This is a genomic window from Jeotgalibaca ciconiae (assembly GCF_003955755.1).
GTDB classification, from domain to species: Bacteria; Bacillota; Bacilli; order Lactobacillales; family Aerococcaceae; genus Jeotgalibaca; species Jeotgalibaca ciconiae.
The window spans coordinates 1,594,212-1,616,351 of the sequence record NZ_CP034465.1 but is presented as its reverse complement, the minus strand read 5'-3'; the positions used below and the strand labels follow the sequence as shown (position 1 = coordinate 1,616,351).

The following is a 22,140-nucleotide window of genomic DNA, read 5'->3' as shown; positions in this document are numbered from 1 at the left end:
GATGAAGCTTGCACTTTATCTAATTTCTGAGAGGCTGGCTTGCCGCTAGACATTGAGGGCAGAAAAAACTATACCACTCTACAAGAAAAGCGGACAAGTCCGCCTTGGCCTATGAAAAAATAGGAAATTTGACCCTGAATGAGCAGCGAAGCGCGCAATGGGGCAAATTTATCTTTTTTTCACTAGGTCAGGACTTGGAAGCTAGACATTGATGGCTGAACTTATAATCCCCTACTCTACAAGAAAAAGCCTCACAAATAAGTTGCGGGGCTTTTCTTGTATTTCTCTTATTTGCGGGCCTTACGAACTTTCAAAGTTTTCCCTTTGATGGTCCGATCTTGCATTTGGGAAATGACATAAGCGCCCTTCCCGTTCAAGATTTCTATGTATGTTACATTTTCCTGGATAGTGATGATGCCGATGTCTTCAGCTGCCACATCCTTGATACTAGTCAGCGTACCGACAAAATCAACAGCGCGCAGTTTTTTCTTCTTGCCACCGTTGAAATAAATTTTGGTGATATCCTTATTCAACTCTTTATTGCGGGCGGTTCTCGGTATAATTCGCGCCTGTATTTTCTTTTCAAAAGCAGTCTTCGCGCGAGTAACCATACGTTCATTGGGGGCAAATATTTCCGTTAGATCGCCATTTTCTTCAAAGGCATAGTCGCGGACTTCCTGCCACCGCCTCCTGTCATTCTCACTCACCATCGTCAACGCCAGTCCTGTTTTCCCTGCGCGGCCTGTCCGTCCTGTACGATGGGTGAAACTTTCCTTTTCAAAAGGAACATCATAGTTGATGACATGGGTAACATTTTCAATATCAATACCACGAGAAGCCACATCCGTCGCCACCAAGTAGCGGAGTTTGCCAGAGCGGAAATCATCCATGACAGCCAGACGATCGTCTTGATCCATGCCTCCATGCAACTTATCAATCGGTAAGCCTGCTTTACCTAAGTAAGCATCAACAGTATCAACAGCATCTTTAGTGTTACAAAAAATGATACAGGCATCCGGATTCTCAATAGTTAACCAATCTAACAGCAACTTATCCTTTGACGCATCCTGTGCTTTGATATAGGATTGCAAAATTTTCGGAGTATTCTCCACCGTTTTTTCCATCCTGATAGCAACACGATCGTTTCTCATGTGAAAACTAGCCAAACGATCCACTTCTGGAGGCATCGTCGCAGAGAACAACATTGTTTGGCGTTCTTTCGGTAAATAGTCGATAACAGCTTCCACTTGCTCTATGAAACCCATATTGAGCATTTCATCTGCTTCATCCAGAACCAAGGTGCGAATTTGCCCTACAACCAATGTCCCTTCTTGGAGATGCTCTAGTATCCGGCCAGGAGTACCCACGACGATGTGGCTTTTCTGTTTCAGTTCGGACTTCTGTATTTTAAAGGGAGACTTACCAAATACGGCAGTTGCTTTGATACGCTTCAACCGACCAATATTCATAATATCAGCCTTAATTTGCAAAGCTAGTTCCCGAGTCGGAACAAGGATCAGTGCTTGGGGTTTATTTTCTTCCCAAATCACCTGCTCGCAAATAGGTATTCCAAATGCCGCCGTCTTTCCACTGCCCGTTTGGGATTCGACAATAATGTCCTGCTTTTCCAAAGCCAACGGAATGACTTCTTCCTGTACCTTTGTCGGACTATAATAACGCAAACTCATAAGAGCTTTCAATATTTCAGGACTTGTCCCAAATGATTCAAATGTTTTCTTTTCCATATTTTCCTACTTTCTTTTTCTTCGCTGAACCAGTATAGCAGGATTGGAGGCGAAATAGTACTTTTTAATGAATCTGTTTATTAATTTTCTAGATTACGAAGCCTTTTTAAACATGATGGACGAGTTACAGTAGAAATCAGGAAGCTTTTAGGGTTTTTAGATGCGAATGATTCTAGCGCCAAATGGCATCAGGGCGAGCTTTGCGTGTTTAAAGTGTTGCAACCCAAAAGGAATTCCGATAATCGTTATACAGAAAATTATCCCCATTATCACTTCTTCCACTGCCATCACCAATCCACCTAAAAACAGCCAAACAATATTAATTAAAAGCGACATTCCGCTATCACTGTACTGAATATCTTTCCCAAATGGGGCAGCGGACATTTTCGCAAATTTAAAACATTGCACGCCCACCGGAATTCCTACAATTGTTATACACCAAAGAACCCCAATGATCGACCATGATAGAAAACTGATAAAACCACCTAAAACAAACCAAACGATATTTCCTAAAAATGACATAATTGATTCTCCTCCATTTAATGAACTTTTCTCTACATTAACCATTTTAAAGGAAATTTCCTTAGAGGACATCCGACTTCGTACTGATTTTTTTATGCCTTAAAGTTATAAATCGGCTTGAGAATCGCTTTTATTTCAAAAGAATCCTCTGTACGTTCTAAGATTTCTTTCATTGGTTTATATGCAAATGGTGCTTCATCCAAAGTATTTTTGCGGACAGATGTTGTATAGATATCTTTCATCGTTTTAACAAAATCACGCATTTCTAACTGTTTGCGCGCTTGCGTTCGGGATAGTAATCGGCCAGCCCCATGAGGAGCTGAGTAATTCCATTCTGGATTCCCTTTTCCCTTTGCTAGAATACTGCCATCCCTCATGTTAATTGGAATGACGATTTCTTCCCCTTTTCGAGCAGAAATCGAACCTTTCCGGAGAATCCTATTTTCGATATCAACGTAATTATGGATCACATCAAAGGATCTGCTGATATCCCAATTCATTGCTTCGATAATTTTCAAACTCATCGCTTTTCGATTTAGATATGCGAAGCGTTGTACAATCGCTATATCATGCAAGTAATCTTGAAGATCCTCACCAATTAAATAGGCAAATTCGGGATCTACATAATGATTTTCATCATTCTTATTATCTCGTTCGGCCCAATATTCTACTGCTTTTTGCTGATAATAGCTTGCAACGGAATGACCGAATGAACGCGAACCGGAATGAATGATCAAGAAATGGTTTCCTTCTTCGTCAATGTTCAACTCAATAAAATGATTTCCACCACCTAGCGTTCCCAGAGAAAGTGCTGCTCGTTCTTTATTTACATTTTCAGCTCGAATTTCATCTAAAGGAACGGAATCTATAAATCGATGAGGTTTCTGTCGAATTCCCGTCCCGCTTGGCACGTATTTGCGAATCATCTCATCCAAACGCTGCAAGTCTTTTCTTTTCAAATTTTTCTCAGTTAACTGTGCTACAAACATGCCACAGCCAATATCGACTCCCACTACATCGGGAACAATTTTATCTGAAAAAGTCATCGTTGTTCCGACTACAGCACCTTTCCCAATATGAGCATCTGGCATAATGCGAATTTGACTTCCTTTTGAAAAAGGATGATTTAATAAACGTTCAATTTGAGCAATTGTTTCTTCGTCAATATTTGTCGTAAAAACTTTTGCATCTGTAAACTGACCTGACAAGTGTAACTCATCTTTTTTCATGGTGTTTTTGTTCTCCTTTCCACTTTTATAACTGGCTTTCGTATACCCTCACTTCATGCAGGCGGTAACAGATTTTAGCAAGTTCCTCTTTTCGTTCAATCGGAGCTTCAAAATTAAAATTACGGATTCCATAAATTTCACCAATCTTAGGAAGATTGACATATTTTTGGATCACTTTGTCCTGAGCTGTTCCTTTTATAAATGCATTTAAATATGCTTCTCTGAATTTAAAGTTATTTTTTCGATACCAAGCAGTCGCGGCTGCATCATCTTGTGTCCAAACCTCAACCCTAGCAATTCCCACTGCACTCAACTTTTCTTTCGTTGCTTCCCATAATTGATTTGCAATTCCTTGTTTGCGGTAGGCAGGCAACACTCCTAAATGCCAGATAACTCCCCCGCGCTCTCCTTTAAAATAACAGACATCCCCTGCAATTTTCTCATACTCGCAGTCCAAAAAACCCACTACTTTTCCATCGTCTACTGCAACCATCTGAATCACTGGATTGTCATACTCTTCTCGAAAATTTTGCACATCATCAAAATACGAACTATCCAAAAAAGATAACACACGGCATTCAATCCAAGATTGCTTATCAGATCCGCTATATTCTCGAATTTTCATTTAAAATCCTCCTAAAAATACACTTTGATTCTCTTTAAAGTGTATCAAAATTCACAGAATAAAGAAATTTTCTAGCCATACGAGCTTTCCGTTTTCTCTCACTTCCATGGGTATTAAAATAGGCGGAAAAGCATGGTATAAAACGAAAAGACCAGAGCAGTTTCCCGCTCTGGTCTATCGTTTAGTATATTTTATTTAAATTTATCCAAATAAGCATTTACTACTTTTTCTGGTGTGAAGCCAAGTTCTGAAGTAACAGTGTTACCTTCACCACTTGCTCCCCAACGATCGATTCCGTATGCTAGTCCATCAAGACCTACATAACGTTCCCAACCAAGTGTTGCTCCCATTTCAATAGACATACGATTACGAACATCGTTTGGCAATACAGTTTCCTTGTATGCTACATCTTGTTTTTCAAATAGGAATGTACTTGGCATAGATACTACCGATACGTCTACTCCTTCATCTCTCAAAGCAGCTTGTGCATTAATCGCTAAGCTTACTTCTGAACCAGTCGCAATCAAGATACCATCTGGCTTTTCGCCTTCTTGAGGTGAAAGAACATAACCACCTTTACTTACGCCCTCTTTTGCATTCTCTTTCGTTCCTTCCAATACTGGAAGTCCTTGACGAGTTAATACAAGTAGAGTTGGTGTTGAATGAGACTCCATAGCAATTGCCCAAGCAGCACTCACTTCATTTCCATCAGCTGGACGAATTAAGTTCATATTTGGCATTCCACGGAAGCTGGAAATATGTTCCACTGGCTCATGTGTCGGTCCGTCTTCCCCAACTGCAACAGAGTCATGTGTCATTACATACGTTGCACCTAGTTGAGACAAAGCTGCCAACCGCATAGCTGGACGCAGGTAGTCAGTAAATACGAAGAATGTTCCGGCGTATGTTTTTGAACCACCGTGTAGCAAAATTCCATTCATCATTGCGCCCATTGCAAATTCACGAACCCCATACCAAATATTACGACCAGCATAATTATCTGCACTGAAATCTGAATCAGCTTGGTTCATTGTATTATTTGAACTTGATAAGTCAGCAGAACCACCCCAGAAATAAGGAATCGCTTCTCCTAAAGCTTGAATTGCTTCGCTGCTTGTTACACGAGTCGCCTTATCAGCATCACCAACTTCATAAACAGGAAGTTTTTCTTCCCATCCTTCTGGAAGCTTCCCAGCAAATGCGTCTTCAAATTGTTGTGCTAATTCTGGATATTCCTCTTTGTATGCTGCAAAAAGTTCATTCCATTCTTCTTCGGACTTTTGTCCTTTTTCAGTGATTGCTTCGTTAAAACGAGTCTGTACTTCTTCAGGCACATGGAAGTTGTCAAATTCCCATGCATAACTTTTCTTCGCGAAAGTTACACCTTCGTCTCCGAGCGGAGCACCGTGAACTTTATGCGTACCAGCGTTTGAGGCACCAAAACCAATAACTGTTTTAATTTCAATTAACGTTGGTTTGTCCGTTTCAGCTTTTGCTTCTTCAATGGCACGAGAAATCTCTTCTAAATCGTTTCCATCTTTTACAAGAATATGTTGCCATCCATAGGCTTCAAAACGTTTTGCAACATCTTCTGTAAATGCTTTTGAAGTTGGTCCATCCAATGAAATGTCATTTGAATCATATAATCCAATTAATTTACCTAATTTTAAATGCCCTGCCAAGCTTGCAGCTTCGTGGGAAATTCCTTCCATCAAGTCGCCGTCGCCACATAAGAAATAAGTAAAGTGATCAACAATTGGAAAGCTATCTTTATTATAAGTTGCAGCTAGATGTGCTTCTGCCATTGCCATACCAACAGAGTTTGCAATCCCTTGCCCTAATGGACCAGTAGTTGCTTCAACTCCATCCGTGTAATGTACTTCTGGATGTCCAGGAGTTTTACTTTCATATTGGCGGAAGTTCTTTAAGTCATCAATACTTACATCGTATCCTGATAAGTGCAATAAACTGTATAAGAGCGCAGATCCATGTCCTGCAGAAAGTACGAAACGATCGCGATCTGCCCACGAACTATTTTTAGGATTTACCTTTAAAAATTTTGTCCATAAAGAGTAAGCCATTGGAGCTGCTCCCATTGGTAATCCTGGATGTCCAGAATTTGCTTTTTGGACTGCGTCAATACTAAGTGTACGGACGGTATTTACTGCTAATGCATCAATTTGATCAAACATTGTTTTCCCCCTTGATACTCATTTGATTCTTATTTTAGCCTAAATAGCGATGAAAAGAAACTTATTCTTTATAATTTATCATATTTTCACAGATATGATGAACTTCAAGAGAGCTATTCAAGGAAACCGGATTCACTTTTGTCGAAATTGCTTCAATAAATCCACGGATGACTCCATCAAATCCTCGTTTGACCAAAGTGTTCTCCCAATCATTGAAACGAATATGTTGTTCCCCTTTTTGGCTCTTTATATACAGATCATTTAAATCAACCACTCTTTGGATACCGTCTAAACTTTGGACTTCCATCACTTCTTGATTTGCTCCGGCTTCGTAATTCATGGAGACAAAACAAGTTGTTTGTTTGGTTTGAATAGTTAAGGTCACTCGTTTTAAAATGTCTCCCTCTTCCACGATTGCAGAATGAACTGTCTCAATTGGATTATCCAATAAATATAAAGCAGCATCTGCAATATGAATAAACAAATCATAGATAGCAAAGCGTACATCTTCAACATTATGGACGCGATCTTTTTGAATCAGAATCATGGTTTTGTTGGGAATTTCTTTTAATTTTTGAACGTGTGGAGCAAAACGCCGATTGAACCCACATGTCAATAAAACATCTTTTTCTTTTGCTAAAGCAACCAACTCTTCTGTTTCATAGATTTGATCACTGATCGGTTTGTCCACATATACGTGAATGCCCGCTTCTATCAATTGTTTAATTGTATCGTAATGAACGGATGTGGGCGCATGGACAAATGCTGCTTCAATCCCTGCTTCCATCAAGCTTTCCATGGAATCGTGTAAATGCGAAAAGCCATATTGCTTTCCAATCGAAGTTAATTTTTCTTGGTTACGTGTAAAAAGATGCCACTCAGTATTTTCACGTAATCCTGCAATAACTGGCAAATACGCTTTTTGAGCGATGTTTCCAATTCCGATGATGCCGATTTTTAACATAATTTCCCCTCAATTCTTTAAAAATCTTCCACTTTCTTATTGTAACGTTTTTTAAACAATCATCCAATGAAAATATAGCGCTATCAGTAAAGAAAACTGTTACAATATAATCAGTACACTACGAAAGGCAGGAATTTTGATGAAGATTGAAGAAAAATTGTTTGGACGGTTTGAGAACAAAGAAGTGAAGGCGATTACTCTTACGAATAGTAAAGGAGTCTCAATCACAGCGATCCCTTATGGGGCGCATATTATCGATTGGACCGTTCCAGATAAAGACGGTAACTTTGACAACATTGTTTTAGGCTTATCGAATTTAGATGATTATGTGGCTCACAGACCATTTTACGGTGCTACGGTTGGGCGAGTAGCGGGAAGAATTGCAGATGGACGTTTTTCTTTAGACGGAAAAGAATATAATTTGCCTGCAAATAATAGCGGCAACCATCTTCACGGTGGTCCAAAAGGTTTGGATGCTGTTTTATGGGACTACAAAACAGCAAAGACGGAGGATGAAGCGACCATTACGTTCTCATATGTTGATGAAGCGGGTTCGAACAACTATCCTGGAACGCTGACTGTGGAAGTTCAGTATACATTGACTGAAGAGAACGAGTGGAAAATTACTTATTTCGCTGAAACGGATGAAGCGACTCTCTTTAATCCAACGAACCATGTCTACTTTAATTTACACGGGGACGCTGAGAAGGATATTTTAGATCATTCTTTATATGTCAATGCCGATTCATTTATAGAATTAAATGATAATACGATTCCTACTGGCAATCTCCAGCCTGTTGATGGAACACCGTTTGATTTCAGGGATGCAGCACCATTGGCACAGGCAACCGAATCAGATCATCCACAGACGGTAGCGGTAAAGGGTTTGGATCATCCATTTGTATTGAACCATGAAGGCAATGAACCTGATGCGATCCTTCTAGACAAGGATAACGGCAGAAGAATTATTATGAAGACAGATCAACCTTCTATAGTCGTCTTTATGCATAACGGAGCGTCTGACACTGTTAAAATCAACAACCAGCCTATACAAGCATATGCTGGAGTTACATTAGAGACACAAGGATTCCCAGATGCGATTAACCAAAAGAACTTCGGCAATACGGTATTGAGACCAGGAGAAAAATACTTCTCTGAAACGACTTATCAGTTTCATTTAGATACAAAATAACACAGAAACAATCATTAAAATAATAGAAGATCGTAACCTTCTATGTAGATTCCTACATAGAAGGTTACGATTTTTTTCGTTGCCCTACTGCTTTTCCGAAAAACGCAGCTTTCTTTTCTATTTCAGTATTTCCAATTCAAATCTATTGCATAAACAAGATTGGAAATTTATGATGTATAAAAGAATATTTATAAACAAAGGAGTAAGACATTGATTCAAATTGGGCTCACTGGGTGGTCAGATCATGATTTAATCTGCCCTAACCCCAAAAGAAAATTAGAAGATTATGCTGCTCACTTCCCCGTGGTTGAATTGGATACCAGTTTTTATGCAATTCCTTCCGAGAAAAATATAAATAGTTGGATTCAAAAAACACCGGATGTCTTTCAGTTCATTCCTAAGGCATATGCTGCTCTTACGAAGCACAAAGATTGGCATCAGGAGTTCGATTCAATAAAAAAAATGTTTGAAATTTACAAAAAAGCTTTTGAACCAATGATTATGAGCGGAAAAGTAAAAGCCTTCCTTTTTCAATTCCCTCCAAATTTCACCTGCAATAGAGAGCATGTAGAATATATGAGACTTATCCGCAGGTTAATGAGAGATTTACCAATTGCTGTTGAATTCCGCCACCGAAGTTGGTACAGTGAGGAATTCAAAGAAGGAACATTAAATTTCCTTAGAGAAATGGCATTTATTCACGTTGTCGTTGATCAGCCGCAGACACCGAATAATTCTGTACCTTTTACACCCATAGCAACAAATTCAGATAAAACGATCATCCGCTTACATGGACGTAACTATGAAGGTTGGTTAGGTGAAGACGCAGAAAACTGGAGAGCGGTTAGGACTTTGTACAATTACCGAGATGATGAACTGGAAGAATTCAAACAAACGGCACTTGCTCTAGTGAATGATTCAAAAGAAGTGACCGTTATTTTTAACAATAATTCTGGAGGGCATGCTGCTCAAAATGCGAAAGATCTACAAAAAATGCTTGGGATTGATTTTGAAGGCTTAGGTCCCAGACAGCTAGGTTTATTCTAGTCCCCTTTTTCAATAAATGCGCAACGTCAATCTTATAAAGCTGCTGGCGTAAAATCTATGAATTTTTCACACGTTTAATATAATCAGCAGGAGATTCATCGGTAAGCTTTTTGAATATCTTGCTAAAATAAGAACTGCTATTAAAGCCCATCATGGAAGCTACATTTGTCACTGATGAATGTCCACGAGAAAATAACAATTTCGCTGCATCAACTTTTTGACGATTAATATATTCACTTATGGTATACCCTGTCTCTTTTTTAAATTTTCTGGATAGATGAGAAGCATTTACATGGAATATGCCGGCTAACTCGGAGACTGAAAGTTCTTGTTGTAAGTGATTGCTGATATATACAACAAGATCTTTAATCAGTGATGAATAATGGGAGGCAGAAAAATTCGCAACGAGATCGCAATATTCATCGAACATTTCTTCCGATAAATAGTCTACCAAATAATCAATCGAATTCGCCTGCGCAATCAGCATTCCATACTTTTCAGAAATTAGATGCAGGTATAATGGAGGAACACCACCTAAGCCAGCAGCAACACGACAAATTGTATTTCGAATAATCATACCGTTCTTTCTTGTTCGAAGCATATCAGATGCGATAATTGGGTTTCCATAATAGTATAAGCGGTCTTCTTCTTTAGTAATCAAGGCAGATGCTTCCTTTAGGAGATCTTTGTTTCCTGTCTGAACTGCTCGAAGAAGAAGATTATCTCGTTCCCAGGATTTTTCAATATATTCTGTGGATAAAATCTCACTTGTTCCTGTATCTAAAGACAGAATGCTATACACGTTTTCAGATGGAGCCATTGTTTCACTTCCTTTTCGTTTACCGATTCATTCTTTCCAATAATCATAATGATTTTTATAAAAATAGTCAAAAAAATATCCACTATGGAGAATAAACTTCATAGTGGATATTAGATCCATCGTCGCAGCTAGAAAACTTATACTAGTCTCTTCTAAAATAAAGATGTTCAAGCTTCTTTTACAAGCTGAATGTCTTTATTTCTTTAGAATAACGATGTTCCACGGTAAACTTCCTACTGAACATCGTTATTTTTTTAAAATAAAGATGTTCAGTCTCCAAATTCCATTTGAACATCTGTTTCTATGAAAGTATTCATATCCATAAACAAAAACTCTCATAAAAAAAAACGGCAGTATAATTCCCTTGAGGGATATACTGCCGGAAAAATTTAAAGTAGACTACTCGTATAAATCTTCTCTTTTCTTCTCTGCGATTGCAATTTGTACTTTTTCCATTGCTTCTCTATTAAGTGGATATTTGCGAATCAATACGAATACAAGGAAGTAAAGAACAAGCGGAATCCCTAATAGGATCAATACACCATTTAATATATTACCCGTTAAAGGCTCAGACGCATCAGGATAAGCGTTTTTATATCCAATACCCGCAACTACAAAACCGATAAAGATCGGTGCTAAAGATGAAGCAATTGAGTCTGTTAGTGAAAACACGGTTCCGATTAATCCTGAAACGAAACGACCTGAACGTGATGTTTCAAAGTCAGAAATATCTGCAGACATTGTTAGTACAATAGAGGAGGGATAAGTAGCTGTTACTTTCATAGCAACATATGCTACACCAAACAAAATAGCTATAAAACCGCCATTTGTAAAGATTTGAGTTGTGTCTCCGGAAGTCCACAAAATGAGAAGCATCGTTAAAGTAGAAAGCATTGCGACTACGATAGACACTGTATAAGACGCTTTCAAATCTTTGCGAGTTGCTAAACGAGTGAACAAAATAACAATTAGTAAGTTAGGAATGATTTGCCATAATGATAATTGTCCTGACAAACGATAGTTACCTAAAACAATACCGAACAGGATAACTAAAAAGGCTTGGTCACTTAATAATTGAGCAATAAACTTCATTAAGCCACCACATAATGCAAGTGTAATTAAAGGAGTATTTCCCTTAATTACTGACCAATAATCTTGCAATGATTTTGTTGCAACTGTAATTTCACCTAAACCAAAGTATTCCGTACGATCTTTACGTCTAATACCAATAATAGCAAGTGTTGTTAAAACAGCAGAAATAATCATGACACCTAGTAAGAATTCAGTAAAGAATGCTTGATTAAATTCTCCACCATGTCTTGGTGCCAAAAAGTTAGAAACAATCACTTGCCCCATTGCAAACACACCGATTGAACTGAAAACCGTATCATAAATCGAGAACAATGGACGTTGACTTGGATCGTTTGTTAAAGCTGGTTGAGCAGCTTTAGTAACTGTTTGCTGAACAGAGTAAACAATTTTATGGAACACGAGTGCAATTAAGAAAACTGCAACTTGTAAAACACCACTAAAGTAATGTGTACTAAATAAAAGAATGAAAGAAAGAACCAAACCGATATTAGAGAAAAGCATTAGTGGTCGGAACTTACCCCATCGTGTATTGAATTTGTCCATAATGATACCGATTGTTGGGTCAATAATACCGTCGAAAAGACGAGCAGCACCTAACAGGTTACCTACTAACAATGTTGCAAACCCAGCGATACCTGTTGCATAATAAGTTAAAAATCCAAAAGCAAATAAATATAAGTTCGTTGCAGAGTTGTTTAATGAGAAAAAAGCAATCTCCCATTGTTTGGCTTTGTGATACTTGTTTTCTTGTAAATTTGGTGAATCCATGTAAAAAAACCTCCTAATGTTGTTGACTCATATAATGAATGGGATAAAATCTTTGAAGACTCACTTTGAAAAATGAAATATGAGATCGATTACAAAGTCACGTTTGAATGATGCTCGTTTTCACTCGGGATGTTACCAATGATTACGTGACCTTACAGCGCTTCCATCAAAGATTTATGGACTTAGTATACGTTCTCTAGGGATTCCTTTCATTAACTTTTTATGCATCTGTATGTACTTTTATTGCATTCTTAAGCGTTTTCCTTCTAAAGAAAGAAAAAATGGAACACTCCGCTCTAGCTCGAAAGGAATTCAGGTAGTTGCTCCAACTACACCAGCCACCATACTTACTTCCTAGTCTGAATGACTGCTGCCATTGAAAGCATTTGAAAGGGACTCATTCACCTTCCACAGCCATTTAAAAATCTCAATCCAAAACTTTTTATTGACTTCATTAGATCAACGCTATAACATTACGATGGAAAAAGAGATAGATTGTAGTGCAATGAGAGGTTTGTCTCTAACAAATCAGAAAAAGAGGTATGAAATGAATTCAAAAAAAATTGTTCGAGTTTTTCTTTCCTTTATCGGGGTCCTTTTTATTGGATTGGCTGTGGGGTTCATGCGACTTGGAAACCTTGGAGCGGATTCTTTTTCAACATTTAATTTAGGTTTAAGTAGTTTTTTCGGTGTTCAGTTCGGCACCTATATGATTTTTTCCAATGCTATTGGATTAATTTTAGTTTTTTTGACAGCTCGCCACTTAATCGGAATTGGAACATTATTTAATATTGTATTAGTAGGATATATTTCAGATTTTTTAGTTCATCTGATAACTAGTTACTTTGGTGAAGCAAATTCATTCTGGCTTCGTCTTCTTATCTCAGCTCTTGGCATTTTGGTATTGGCATTTGGAGCGTCCGTATATATTGTTGCTGGGCAAGGAGTTGCTCCTTACGATGCTTTGCCAATTATTATTGAAGAAAAATCTAAGGGACGCGTTTCGTTCCAAACGGCTCGTGTTGTTTCTGATATTCTATGTATCTCGATTGGATTCTTTTTCGGTGCAACAGTAGGAATTACTACCATCGTTGCGGGGTTCTTTATGGGGCCGATCATGCAATTTTTCCGTACAAAGTTCACAAGTTTGTTAAAGGAATTTGAAACAAAAAAGGATAATCATACTAGCAAGATGGACAGTGTAAAAATTTAATATATATCAAAAGGGGCCGGGAAAAAATTCCCGGCCCTCTAGTATTAACGAATAATAGTGGTGTAAACGTGCTCAAAAAGGCAGATCCGACATCCACTTCACGAATAATGCGCGGATGGTCTTCGTCCATCCTGTGCTTATTCGTTCCAGTGATTCGGATCTAAACGCCTTTTTTCCCACTCTCTTTTTACTCTTTAATGGAGTTCATTTATTCTTGTATATCTATGGAAGGAGTTTCTTCTTCCTCCGTTGATAGTTGCCATTCTACCCAAAATTTATCAGTCAAATTCCCGTATAAAGGGCTCCAGAAAGTTTCTTGAAGTTCCATTTGAATTTCTCCACCCTCTGCCAATTTATCAAATGTTGCTTTCGTTTCTTCCAATGTATCATACACCAGTGTAATCGACACGTTATTGCCTTTTGAATAAGGCATTACGGGAAATGTATCTGAAAACATTAAATAACTGCCATTTGGTAATTGCAACGTAGCATTCATTACTAAATTCTGTGCTTCATCAGATAGTGGCTGACTATCGGGAACTGCAGGCATGTCTTTGAATTTGGTTAAACCCAGATTTTCAGCGTTTAAAACTTCTGCATAGAAATCGAACGCTTCTTGAGCTTCCCCGTCAAAAATTAAATATGGATAAGCATCTAACAACATGTGAAGACCTTCTTTCCTATTTATTTTGCACTTTCATTTTATTATGAATAAGGATGAAGGTCAAAAAAAACCTTCCAAACTTATTCATAATAAAGTAAGTGCGCCCTCTCAGTCCCCTTTTTCAATTGAATTCTCTTCATAAGAAATCCAATCACTATAACTACCTGCATACAACTTAACGTCTGAAAACCCAAGCCACTTCAAAACTAAATAATTAACAGTTGCCGTTACGCCAGAACCACAGTAGACAACAATCGGTTCTTCTTTTTTGATATCTGAAAAACGATCTTTCAACACTTCCAGCTTTTTAAAGGAGCCTTCCCGAATATTCTCTTCCCAATCAAAATTAATGGATCCTGGTATTCGCCCAGCTATTTTATCAATCGGTTCTTCCTTACCTAGGTAACGTTCTTTTGATCGTGAATCAATTAATACAGCAAGTTTATCGTTTGATTCTGCAATTTTCTTAACATCTTCGTGAGTTACTAACATATCTTCTTGAATGTCTACTGGAAAGGAGGTTGATTCTTTTTTGGGCAGTTCATTATCAGTTGGATAATCGGCCTCTTTCCATCCATGAAAACCTTCATCCAAGACAAATACTCGATCATGTCCTAGATAGGAAGCTAACCACCAAAAACGCGCCGCATATTGCCCCTCACCCTCATCATAGGCTACAATCGTAGTCTCCTTGTTGATCCCCACTTTTTCAAGCTCTTTACGGAATTCTTCTACATCCGGCAAAGGATGTCTCCCACCGTGTTCTTCGACAGCATTTGACATCTGCTCTTCCAAGTCAAAATAATATGCTCCAGGAATATGGCTCTCTCTATACATTTCTCTGCCTCTATCAGGCTCTCCCATTACAAAACGACAATCTACAATCTTCACGAGTTTGTTTTCCAATTGTTGAACGAGCCACTCTTTATTTACGATAAATTCCATTTTATCAGCTCCAGTCATTGTAAATTTCATTCAATAAGCATATAATTATCCAGTACCTATATTATATAGGATATTTTTATTTATGCATTCTTTTTAACATGTAGATGTAGTAGAATAAAATGTGACTTGATAATTTAAGGAGAGATTGATTTGGAAAGAGTAGTTGGAACTGTTGTTAGAGGTCTTCGTAGCCCCATCATCCACAACGGAGATAATATTGAAGAAATTGTGGTGGACACAGTATTAAATGCTTCTGAAATAGAAGGTTTCTCATTCCGAGACAGAGATATCGTTTCTATCACAGAATCAATTGTCGCTCGTGCACAAGGAAACTATGCAACAGTTGATCAAATTGCAATAGACGTTCAAGCAAAATTCGGTGATGATACGATAGGCGTTATCTTCCCTATTCTAAGCCGAAATCGCTTTTCGATTTGCTTACGCGGCATCGCAAAAGGAGCAAAAAAAGTTGTTCTCATGCTCAGTTATCCTTCTGATGAAGTAGGAAATCACTTAGTAAGTCTTGATTCATTAGATGAAAAAGGCGTAAATCCTTGGACAGATGTTTTATCCGAAAAAGAATTCCGTGAACATTTTGGTTATAAAAAACATACCTTTACAGGTGTCGATTACATCGAATACTATAAATCCATTGTTGAAGAATCTGGTGCTGAATGCGAAGTGATTTTCTCAAATAATGCTAAATCAATTTTAGATTATACAAAAAGTGTATTGACGTGTGATATTCACAGTCGCTTCCGTTCAAAGAAAATATTAAAAGAAAATGGCGCTGAAAAAGTATTTAGTTTAGATAATATTTTATCTGAACCTGTAAACGGCGGCGGTTATAACGAGATGTATGGATTACTTGGTTCAAATAAAGCAACAGAAGACAGCGTAAAATTGTTCCCACGTAACTCTCAGCCAATCGTTGATAATATTCAAAGAATGTTAAAGGAAAAAACCGGAAAAAGTATTGAAGTAATGGTATATGGAGACGGAGCGTTTAAAGATCCAGTTGGTAAAATTTGGGAACTGGCTGATCCAGTTGTTTCTCCTGCATACACTCCAGGACTTGACGGCATTCCAAACGAAATCAAATTAAAATATTTAGCAGATAATAATTTTGCTGATTTACAAGGCGAGGAATTAAAACAAGCAATCTCACAATTTATTATCAATAAAGATGAAAACTTAATGGGCTCAATGGAAGCTCAAGGAACAACACCACGTCAATTAACAGACCTAATTGGTTCCCTGTCAGATTTAACGTCTGGTAGTGGTGACAAAGGAACTCCAATTGTGTTTATCCAAGGATACTTTGATAATTATACGAAGTAAAGTATTAGAAAAGCGGACAAGTCCGCCTTGGCCTATGAAAAAATAGGAAATTTGACCTTGAATTGTCAGGAGACTTCACGCTTCAGCGGGTTAGTCGAATGATATGCGTTAGCGAGCAGCGAAGCGCGCAATGGGGCAAATTTATCTTTTTTTCATTAGGTCAGGACTTGGGAGCTAGACATTGATGGCTGAACTTATAATCCCCTAGTCTATAAAAAAAGAAAGTGCGCCATAATTAAATTATGCTGCACTTTCTTTTTGTTTTCTTTTTAATGTAAAGTACCCAAAAACCACTACTACCAATGCACCGAGGACATCTACGATAATATCCTTCATCGTATCCACCAAAGCTGCTCTACCAATCATTACTTCCCCATGCGCGGTTATAAACTTCTGCATATTTGTATTCAATATCCCATCTGCTAAAAATTCATATATTTCCCAAATAATTCCGCAAGTCACTGAAAAACAGAAAGCAAAAAACGAAACAAAAAAAGGACTTAACCGTAGATTTAAATTTTCAATTCCCGTTAAATAATCCACTAATATAAAACCTAGGGCGCCTAGCATAGCCGCACTGAAAGCATGCAGAATGACGTCCCAATAAGGAACTCGAAAATAAAAATTGCGAACTTCCCCTAAATAAATCGCGCAGAATAAAAAAATAAAATACGTTATTTCGATTGCGTTCGGAATCCTGACCTCAAAGTGATCTTCTACTTTTTTAGGCAAAAAAATCACAATTGCTCCGACCAAACATTGCAAGACCATTAAAACGTAATCTGTTTTAACACGTTCTCCTTCATTCTGGGCAACTCCGCTTGGCGCTTGAAACAGCATATAAATTGCATAAAAAACCGAAATAATTAACAACGTTAGTACAATAGCAAAAACAACTTTCTTACGTGTTTCAAACTTTTCACTTGTCTTCAATTTTTCCCCTTCTCCACATTTATTTCGACCTCTATCAATATACCTTATTTCATATATAGAAACAACGAAAGGAAACAGGAAGAGCCTAAACGGATTCAGACCATTCCTGCTTCTTTTATTTATCAACTTGGCTTGTACCAGTAATATTGGCTCCTTGAATAAAGTATTTTTGGAAAAAGAAAAATAAAATCAAGACGGGAAGCATCGCTAACAACGATCCTGCCATTAAGTAATTCCACTGGCTGCTGCTTTGTTCCTTAAATGATTGCAGTCCAATCTGGATGGTATACAAGTTCTCGTTATTAACATAGAGCAATGGTCCTAAAAAGTCGTTCCAAGCGCCATTAAAGGCACCTATCGCTACAGTAGCCAACGCCGGACGCACCATTGGTATGGCAATTTTACGCCAAATATAAAAATGTGTTGCTCCTTCAATTTTAGCGGCTTCCAACAATTCTTCTGGGATTCCACGGTAAAATTGTCTTAAAAGAAAGATATTAAAAGCATTTCCGAAAAATTGGGGAACGACCAACGGCAAATAAGTATTCACCCATCTTAATCGTGCAAACAAAATATACTGTGGAATCAAAGTAACAAAGCCAGGAATCATCATGGTTGATAGTACCAAGCCAAACAATAACCCTTTTCCTCTGAAACGAATACGGGCAAACCCGTAGGCTACAAAAGAATTCACTATAACATTCCCAACTACAGAAAGAAGTGTGATGAGCAATGTATTCATTGTATAGCGATCAAATGGCACCGCGTTCCACGTATTGACATAATTTTCAAAATGCCATTCCTTTGGGAAGAAAGTAGAATCTCCAGCCATAATCTCCATCATCGATTTCAGCGAGGTAGAAATCATCCACCATAGAGGAGAGATAAGCATCAAGGACCCCGCCAACAACAGCACAATATTAATCATTTTTATAACGGTTGGCGTTTGATTCGGCGTATGTTTACGTTTCAATACTCTCGCCATTACTCCTCACCTCCCGTGTAGTGCACCCATCTTGGCCCTAAACGGAGATTGATAACCGTAAGCACCATAATAATCGCAAAGAGTATCCAGGACATGGCCATTGCATAACCCATATTGAAGCTTTCAAATGCTTGATTCCACATATACAGATTGTAAAAAAGCATAGAATTTGCTGGGCCGCCGTCGCCGCCCACCGACATTACATAAGCTTCTTGGAAAATTTGGAATCCACCGATCGTACTCGTTATTACATCAAAGAAAATAACTGGTGAAATCATGGGAATGGTGATCTTGAAAAACTTTTGAAAAGTAGTTGCCCCATCAATATCTGCAGCTTCATACAACGTTTTGCTAATTCCTTGCATACTTGATAAGTACATCAGCATCCCGCCGCCCACGCCCCAAACTTTCATTAAAATAAGAGCGTTTTTTGTCCAGCTTGGATCTGTAAGCCAATTGGGGCCATTTATCCCAAACCAGCCTAATACAAGATTAACCATCCCAGTAGAGGGATCCAAAAGTTGCATCCATAGAATATAAACTCCTACCCCCGACAAAACAGCTGGTAAATAGTACGCTGTTCTGAAAAACCGCATGCCGGGAATATCTTGGTTTAATAGTACCGATACAAAAATTGCTCCAACAGTCGTAATGGGTACAGTGAAAATAACATAGTAGATGGTATTATATAACGAAGTTTTAAATAGCTGATCAAAAGAAAATAGTCGTTCATAGTTTGCAAATCCTACAAAGTCCATTCTGGAAGTAATATCATAATTGGTAAAACTGCCATATAGTGAAAATAACAGAGGACCAGCCGTAAAAATAATAAAACCAATAATCCAAGGAAGAATAAATAAATAACCTTGTCTTTCTTCCGCTCGGTCCTTTTTACTAATTCTTCTTTTTTTCTTTTTATTCACGTACACTCCTTCTTTACTCATTTCAACTACCTCCTTCTTGAAAGAATAGATATGCCCAAACAAAACGGAATTTGTTTGGGCTCTTTAAACTGTAATGGCTGAGCCATTTTTATTGGTTGCTCTCTACAAGTCTTTCTAGTGCTTCCTGCGCTTCTCGTAATCCATCTTCTACGGATGTACGTCCCAAAATAATATTGTCTAAGATTGGATTCAATGTATCACCAAAATCTGGAACCGTAAGAGGAACAGGCGTCAAAATTGTATGCTCCATGTTTTCAACAGCAATTTGATAAACGGAGCTATCCTTTTCATCAAAAATTTCATTCGTAACTGATTTTTCCGCTGCTTCGATATTCGCTACGTTATCAAAGTTCTCCGTTGCCCAAATCTCTTGAGCATGGACATCACCTAGATATTTCAAGAATTCCCATGAAGCTTCTGGATTTTTCGCTCCTTTAGGAATCTCAGCAACGAACCCGCCGCCCCAACTTGTATGTCCACTTCCCTCTTCTCTTTCAGGTAAATAAGCGACACCTAAATTCAGATCAGGCGCGTACTGCTTGATCTGTGCGTAGAAAGTCCCGGTTTGAGCAATCATAGCCAAGTCCTCAGTGAAGAAAGGATTTGCTTGTCCAGAATCGATCTGAGCTTGATAACGATTCACTGTATTTTCCCCATAATGCTCTTTCCAAGTAAGAATCCATTCCAGCGCAGCAGCATTCTCTTCATTATCAACGTTTGGATTACCATCTTCATCAAAGAAGTTATGTCCGGCAGAGTTCATCATCCAAACATCTGTCCCAATTCCGTATAGCGGATAGAAGCCCATGCGACTTGTCTCACCATTTTCTTGGATATCTAGTTTACGCGCATATTCTTCTAATTCATCCCATGTAGTTGGAGGCGCTTCTGGATCAAGCCCTACTTCCTCGAACATATCTTTATTGTAATAGAGAATCCTTGTATCTGTTGTGAATGGAATACCATAAGAATCTCCTTCGTAAAGAGTTGCATCCCACAATTCAGGATAGAACCAATCCGAAATATCTTCTTTTTCTAAGAATGGGGTTAGACTTTCAGCCTGTTGTTTTTGTCCGCGGAGTGCTGTTGCATTAATATCATTAATAACAACATCGGGTGGATTTCCTGCAGCGATTTGTGCTAATTCTTTTGTCCAAATATCGCCGAAAGGATTATAACTATGTTTTACAAAAATTTCATCTTGTGATTCATTAAAATCATTGATGATTTTTTCAATAATAGGCCTTCTTACTTCCGAACCCCAGAATGTCCAAAAATCCAATTCGATACGGTCTCCTGTATCTACCGTTTCTCCTGAAGTATCTGTGCCGGTTGTCGATGTGTCTACAGAACCCTCATCTCCTCCGCCTGGTGTAAACGCCGCGCAAGCCGAGAGAAATGTAAGGGTCGCCAACGTACCCAAAACTTTACCCTTCTTCATAAAGAAAAACCTCCTCCATAAAATATTTAACCATTAAGTTAGACTCATCATAGAAAAAATAATCACCATAAGCAAATGATAACCCTTTCTAAATATAGCAACTTTATTACCCAACTTTGTTATTCTGTTTTTCAAATAATTAGAAAGAGTCACTATATTGAAACAGCTATATACCTTTTTGTTTTAAAAAAACAACTTTAGAAAGAAACACTTGAAAATGTGGTGTTCCTAAAAGGCAGAAGAACAATATTCCAGAAGACTTTTAATAAAATATCCCTTCAGACTTGTAAAAAAATGAAACTTTATTTCTTGCCTAACTGTATCAAAAAACAGCACCCTCAAACGAATGCTGTTCCTATCTTTTACTCATCAAATTCTACTGTCTCGTTTGTTCCCAAATCTTTATGATCCTTACCCAGCATGTTGGTGACAAAACGGAATGCTGTCTTCAGCGTACTGCCTGATTCCCAAAACTCCGCAGATTCTACCTGTACTTTAATTAAGACAAGTTTGGGATCATCGTAATGTGTATCAAAGACTGCTTCATAGGCTTTATTCCATAGCGCCTCTTTTTTTGCATCATCCTTAACTACTTCAGCAGTACCACGAATAGAAACAAATGTATCTTTCTTATCTGCATAGGCAATATTTACATTAGAATTTTCGCGAATTTCTTCAATTTTAGCAGTGTCTTCAAAAGTAAAAAACCATAAAACGCCATCAAACTCCGTCTGTTGAGTCACCATTGGACGAGTGACAATTCCTTCAGGAGCGATCGTGGTAAACAAGGCGATTTTGATGTCTTTTGTGAGAGCTATAATTTTTTTGATTTTTTCTTTTTGTGTCCATTTTTCTTCCTTCATTATCCTCATTACTCCTTTTAAAGCGTTTTCATAATCGTAGCACAATTAAGTTAGTACTTCAAAAGAAAAGCCCTCCTTCTCTTTTTAAAAGAGAAGGTCAGGCCTATAGCGCTTTTTTGAATAGTTTCGCTAATACCGGCTCCAATAATAAATAAAAGCCTGCAGTTCCCAATGCATGAGCAAAATCAAAAGGCAGTCCATAAAAATAATATCCCCAAAAACTGGCAATCCCATAAAACTGGACATTCATAAGCGAGATAACAAAGCCATACAACATTCCAGATAAGAATGAAAAAATTACAAAAATCCATCGAGAATGTTGTGGATACAATGGCTTCATGACTATACCCGTCAATAAGATCAAGACAGAAAAACTTGCCAACTGCATAAATGTCCACGGACCCATCCCTAATAAAAAATTAGAAAGAACAAGGGACAAAGATGCCACTATTAAACCATCCACAATACTGAGATGCAGTGTGAGAATAATTAGAATGGCTGTCATGGGCTGGACATTCGGCAAGAACTGAAAAATAATTCTTCCTACATAACACATCGCGGTCAGCAAGCTGAGAAGCGCTACCCGCTTTGCATCAAATCGCTGCTTCGCCACAA

20 protein-coding genes are annotated in these 22,140 nt (G+C 38.0%); 4 read left to right on the top strand and 16 right to left on the bottom strand.

Features of this window, described 5'->3' with window-relative positions:
- Window positions 1-287 precede the first annotated feature (287 nt).
- The 6 genes from EJN90_RS07665 to EJN90_RS07640 all read right to left on the bottom strand — a co-directional run bounded on the left by EJN90_RS07665 (window position 288) and on the right by EJN90_RS07640 (window position 7,277).
- Window positions 288-1,745, bottom strand: a complete 1,458-nt coding sequence (locus tag EJN90_RS07665; RefSeq protein WP_126110015.1) for a DEAD/DEAH box helicase — start codon at window positions 1,743-1,745, stop codon at window positions 288-290.
- A 156-nt stretch (window positions 1,746-1,901) separates the two neighbouring features.
- Entirely contained in the window at window positions 1,902-2,267 is a 366-nt protein-coding gene (locus tag EJN90_RS07660; protein ID WP_126110013.1) for a YccF domain-containing protein, read from the bottom strand.
- A 92-nt stretch (window positions 2,268-2,359) separates the two neighbouring features.
- On the bottom strand, window positions 2,360-3,496 hold the full coding sequence (locus tag EJN90_RS07655; protein ID WP_126110010.1) for an RtcB family protein: 1,137 nt from the start codon (window positions 3,494-3,496) through the stop codon (window positions 2,360-2,362).
- Between the two features lie 25 nt (window positions 3,497-3,521).
- A complete protein-coding gene (locus EJN90_RS07650; RefSeq protein WP_126110009.1) occupies window positions 3,522-4,121 on the bottom strand; it encodes a GNAT family N-acetyltransferase in 600 nt (199 codons plus the stop codon).
- 191 nt (window positions 4,122-4,312) lie between these two features.
- Window positions 4,313-6,313 carry a transketolase gene (gene tkt / locus EJN90_RS07645; protein WP_126110007.1) on the bottom strand — a complete coding sequence of 667 codons (2,001 nt, stop codon included), beginning with the start codon at window positions 6,311-6,313 and terminating at the stop codon, window positions 4,313-4,315.
- 61 nt (window positions 6,314-6,374) lie between these two features.
- Window positions 6,375-7,277, bottom strand: a complete 903-nt coding sequence (locus EJN90_RS07640) for a Gfo/Idh/MocA family protein (protein WP_126110005.1) — start codon at window positions 7,275-7,277, stop codon at window positions 6,375-6,377.
- 139 nt (window positions 7,278-7,416) lie between these two features.
- Between EJN90_RS07640 and EJN90_RS07635 the strand changes: the two genes are divergently transcribed.
- Together EJN90_RS07635 and EJN90_RS07630 are read left to right on the top strand one after the other, a co-directional pair.
- Window positions 7,417-8,469, top strand: coding sequence for an aldose epimerase family protein (locus tag EJN90_RS07635; RefSeq protein WP_126110003.1), 1,053 nt, complete (start codon window positions 7,417-7,419; stop codon window positions 8,467-8,469).
- Between the two features lie 210 nt (window positions 8,470-8,679).
- On the top strand, window positions 8,680-9,516 hold the full coding sequence (locus EJN90_RS07630) for a DUF72 domain-containing protein (protein WP_126110001.1): 837 nt from the start codon (window positions 8,680-8,682) through the stop codon (window positions 9,514-9,516).
- A gap of 55 nt (window positions 9,517-9,571) precedes the next feature.
- On the opposite strand, the gene EJN90_RS07625 is transcribed toward EJN90_RS07630, so the two are convergent.
- On the bottom strand, window positions 9,572-10,336 hold the full coding sequence (locus EJN90_RS07625; protein WP_126109999.1) for an AraC family transcriptional regulator: 765 nt from the start codon (window positions 10,334-10,336) through the stop codon (window positions 9,572-9,574).
- A 399-nt stretch (window positions 10,337-10,735) separates the two neighbouring features.
- Window positions 10,736-12,196 carry an MFS transporter gene (locus tag EJN90_RS07620; protein WP_126109997.1) on the bottom strand — a complete coding sequence of 487 codons (1,461 nt, stop codon included), beginning with the start codon at window positions 12,194-12,196 and terminating at the stop codon, window positions 10,736-10,738.
- Window positions 12,197-12,743: 547 nt separating this feature from the next.
- On the opposite strand from EJN90_RS07620, the gene EJN90_RS07615 reads away from it, so the two are divergent.
- Complete coding sequence (locus EJN90_RS07615) at window positions 12,744-13,409, top strand: YczE/YyaS/YitT family protein (protein ID WP_126109995.1); 666 nt, start codon at window positions 12,744-12,746, stop codon at window positions 13,407-13,409.
- 208 nt (window positions 13,410-13,617) lie between these two features.
- On the opposite strand, the gene EJN90_RS07610 is transcribed toward EJN90_RS07615, so the two are convergent.
- The gene (locus tag EJN90_RS07610) at window positions 13,618-14,073 is read right to left on the bottom strand and encodes a VOC family protein (RefSeq protein WP_126109993.1); all 456 of its coding nucleotides are present in this window, start codon (window positions 14,071-14,073) and stop codon (window positions 13,618-13,620) included.
- Between the two features lie 108 nt (window positions 14,074-14,181).
- Window positions 14,182-15,018, bottom strand: a complete 837-nt coding sequence (locus tag EJN90_RS07605; RefSeq protein ID WP_126109991.1) for a sulfurtransferase — start codon at window positions 15,016-15,018, stop codon at window positions 14,182-14,184.
- A 150-nt stretch (window positions 15,019-15,168) separates the two neighbouring features.
- Here EJN90_RS07605 and EJN90_RS07600 point away from each other — a divergent pair, with 150 nt between their 5' ends.
- Window positions 15,169-16,359: a coenzyme F420-0:L-glutamate ligase gene (locus tag EJN90_RS07600; RefSeq protein ID WP_126109989.1), complete on the top strand. Its 1,191-nt coding sequence runs from the start codon at window positions 15,169-15,171 to the stop codon at window positions 16,357-16,359.
- 240 nt (window positions 16,360-16,599) lie between these two features.
- On the opposite strand, the gene EJN90_RS07595 is transcribed toward EJN90_RS07600, so the two are convergent.
- The 6 genes from EJN90_RS07595 to EJN90_RS07570 form a co-directional block, all read right to left on the bottom strand.
- Complete coding sequence (locus EJN90_RS07595) at window positions 16,600-17,292, bottom strand: hypothetical protein (RefSeq protein ID WP_126109987.1); 693 nt, start codon at window positions 17,290-17,292, stop codon at window positions 16,600-16,602.
- Window positions 17,293-17,407: 115 nt separating this feature from the next.
- The gene (locus tag EJN90_RS07590) at window positions 17,408-18,277 is read right to left on the bottom strand and encodes a carbohydrate ABC transporter permease (protein ID WP_126109985.1); all 870 of its coding nucleotides are present in this window, start codon (window positions 18,275-18,277) and stop codon (window positions 17,408-17,410) included.
- Window positions 18,277-19,221, bottom strand: a complete 945-nt coding sequence (locus EJN90_RS07585) for a carbohydrate ABC transporter permease (protein ID WP_126109983.1) — start codon at window positions 19,219-19,221, stop codon at window positions 18,277-18,279. The genes EJN90_RS07590 and EJN90_RS07585 overlap by 1 nt, the downstream gene beginning before the upstream one ends.
- An 88-nt stretch (window positions 19,222-19,309) precedes the next feature.
- Window positions 19,310-20,662 (bottom strand): ABC transporter substrate-binding protein, encoded by a 1,353-nt coding sequence (locus tag EJN90_RS07580; RefSeq protein ID WP_126109981.1) that lies wholly within the window; start codon window positions 20,660-20,662, stop codon window positions 19,310-19,312.
- Window positions 20,663-21,024: 362 nt separating this feature from the next.
- Window positions 21,025-21,525, bottom strand: a complete 501-nt coding sequence (locus EJN90_RS07575; protein WP_126109979.1) for a pyridoxamine 5'-phosphate oxidase family protein — start codon at window positions 21,523-21,525, stop codon at window positions 21,025-21,027.
- Window positions 21,526-21,628: 103 nt separating this feature from the next.
- Window positions 21,629-22,138, bottom strand: a complete 510-nt coding sequence (locus tag EJN90_RS07570) for an ECF transporter S component (RefSeq protein WP_227872469.1) — start codon at window positions 22,136-22,138, stop codon at window positions 21,629-21,631.
- Window positions 22,139-22,140 lie beyond the last annotated feature (2 nt).

Bases quoted from the DNA above. Each gene is read 5' to 3' on its own strand.
- EJN90_RS07665 (WP_126110015.1), bottom strand. From the start codon at position 1,745: ATGGAAAAGAAAACATTTGAATCATTTGGGACAAGTCCTGAAATATTG.
- EJN90_RS07660 (WP_126110013.1), bottom strand. From the start codon at position 2,267: ATGTCATTTTTAGGAAATATCGTTTGGTTTGTTTTAGGTGGTTTTATC.
- EJN90_RS07655 (WP_126110010.1), bottom strand. From the start codon at position 3,496: ATGAAAAAAGATGAGTTACACTTGTCAGGTCAGTTTACAGATGCAAAA.
- EJN90_RS07650 (WP_126110009.1), bottom strand. From the start codon at position 4,121: ATGAAAATTCGAGAATATAGCGGATCTGATAAGCAATCTTGGATTGAA.
- tkt (WP_126110007.1), bottom strand. From the start codon at position 6,313: ATGTTTGATCAAATTGATGCATTAGCAGTAAATACCGTCCGTACACTT.
- EJN90_RS07640 (WP_126110005.1), bottom strand. From the start codon at position 7,277: ATGTTAAAAATCGGCATCATCGGAATTGGAAACATCGCTCAAAAAGCG.
- EJN90_RS07635 (WP_126110003.1), top strand. From the start codon at position 7,417: ATGAAGATTGAAGAAAAATTGTTTGGACGGTTTGAGAACAAAGAAGTG.
- EJN90_RS07625 (WP_126109999.1), bottom strand. From the start codon at position 10,336: ATGGCTCCATCTGAAAACGTGTATAGCATTCTGTCTTTAGATACAGGA.
- EJN90_RS07620 (WP_126109997.1), bottom strand. From the start codon at position 12,196: ATGGATTCACCAAATTTACAAGAAAACAAGTATCACAAAGCCAAACAA.
- EJN90_RS07615 (WP_126109995.1), top strand. From the start codon at position 12,744: ATGAATTCAAAAAAAATTGTTCGAGTTTTTCTTTCCTTTATCGGGGTC.
- EJN90_RS07610 (WP_126109993.1), bottom strand. From the start codon at position 14,073: ATGTTGTTAGATGCTTATCCATATTTAATTTTTGACGGGGAAGCTCAA.
- EJN90_RS07605 (WP_126109991.1), bottom strand. From the start codon at position 15,018: ATGGAATTTATCGTAAATAAAGAGTGGCTCGTTCAACAATTGGAAAAC.
- EJN90_RS07590 (WP_126109985.1), bottom strand. From the start codon at position 18,277: ATGGCGAGAGTATTGAAACGTAAACATACGCCGAATCAAACGCCAACC.
- EJN90_RS07585 (WP_126109983.1), bottom strand. From the start codon at position 19,221: ATGAGTAAAGAAGGAGTGTACGTGAATAAAAAGAAAAAAAGAAGAATT.
- EJN90_RS07580 (WP_126109981.1), bottom strand. From the start codon at position 20,662: ATGAAGAAGGGTAAAGTTTTGGGTACGTTGGCGACCCTTACATTTCTC.
- EJN90_RS07575 (WP_126109979.1), bottom strand. From the start codon at position 21,525: ATGAAGGAAGAAAAATGGACACAAAAAGAAAAAATCAAAAAAATTATA.